Origin of the sequence: Methylotenera sp. (assembly GCF_030653755.1) — a bacterium.
Taxonomy (GTDB): domain Bacteria; phylum Pseudomonadota; class Gammaproteobacteria; order Burkholderiales; family Methylophilaceae; genus Methylotenera.
The window spans coordinates 1-1,399 of sequence record NZ_JAURYU010000050.1; the positions used below are offsets into that span (position 1 = coordinate 1).

Here is a 1,399-nt window from a genome sequence, read left to right on the forward strand (position 1 = left end):
GTGATTTGGAAGCGGAGAAGCCGCTTGAGCAAGAACTAGCCAATGTATTAGAGCTAACAGAGGTTTACTTTATCCATGGAAACCATGATAGTGAAAAAAAGATAAACCATGACAACCTGTTCAACTCTGCTTTGGCTGATCGTAACCTGCATGGCCATATTACAGAAATTGATGGTCATCGAGTTGCCGGATTGGGAGGTATCTTTCGTCCAGAAATCTGGTGGCCGGTGCCTGCCGACGCAGATCCAGTTCATGCCAGTTATGAAAAATTCGAGAATCACATAAAGTCTAAGGTTGCTTATCATCAGATGTTGCAAGAGGTGGCTGATAACCAATTGATGCAACATAAAGGCTCTATTTTCCATAATGACTATGAATATTTGTTTTGTCAGGAAGCGGACATTTTAGTGGCTCATGAAGCGCCTACCTGCCACCCATATGGCCATAATGCAGTTGATAATTTAGCTCAGGCTATGAAGGTAAAACAAAGCTTCCACGGGCATCATCATGACAGGCTTGACTACAGGTCACATGATAAAAAATTTGGTTTTAGTGCTTATGGAGTCGGTTTACAAGGTGTCAGTGATATAGACGGCAATATGATTAAGGAAGGTGCTCTGGATACACACAAGGGAAAATTGAATCGGAGTAAATCATGATCTTAATGTTCGGAGATGTACACGGTTCTTTTAAACACGTGCTGCCTATCGTGCGACGCGAGAATCCTGCGGCCATCATCTTTTTGGGTGATCTGCAGGCACAGAAACCGCTTGAGCAAGAGTTAGCCAAAGTATTAGATCTTACCGAGGTTTACTTCATCCACGGTAACCATGATACGGATAGCAAAGCTGATTACGACAACCTGTTTAGCTCGAAATTGGCAGACCGTAATTTACACGGCAAGGTAACCAAGATTGACGGTTTACGGGTGGCAGGCTTAGGCGGGATCTTCCGTGCTTCTATCTGGTATCCGCAGACAAGCGCGGAGGTTGAGCCTGTTTACCGCAGCTATGAAGAGTACGTTACAGAAGGCTTGCTTGCTGAACGCTGGAAGCTATACCGCCAACAGGCGAAGGCAAGCATGATTGCCGATGATTGGAAACAGTATCAAAAAAATAGGGCAACTGACTGGATGCCAGATTTACCGATGCCCGAAATTGCAGGCAAGGCTTTAACGCATAAGAGCACCATTTTTCATAATGACTGGATGACCTTATACGGGCAAGAGGCTGACATCTTAGTGACTCATGAAGCACCGAGTTGTCATCATCACGGCTTTCATGCAATCGATGTGTTAGCCCAAAGCATGAAAGCTAAATACAGCTTCCACGGCCATCATCATATCCGCCAAAACTATGCGGAAGATGAAGAGAAATTAGGCTTTAGTGCGCATGGTGTT

The 1,399-nt window shown here is 44.7% G+C and carries 2 protein-coding genes; both read left to right on the forward strand.

Features of this window, described 5'->3' with window-relative positions; genetic code table 11:
• Positions 1-659, forward strand: a 659-nt coding sequence (locus Q7U33_RS10950) for a metallophosphoesterase (protein WP_304860828.1), incomplete at its 5' end; no start/stop codon positions are given.
• The coding region (locus Q7U33_RS10955) for a metallophosphoesterase (RefSeq protein ID WP_304860830.1) at positions 656-1,399 on the forward strand (744 nt) is incomplete at its 3' end. The genes Q7U33_RS10950 and Q7U33_RS10955, both read left to right, overlap by 4 nt.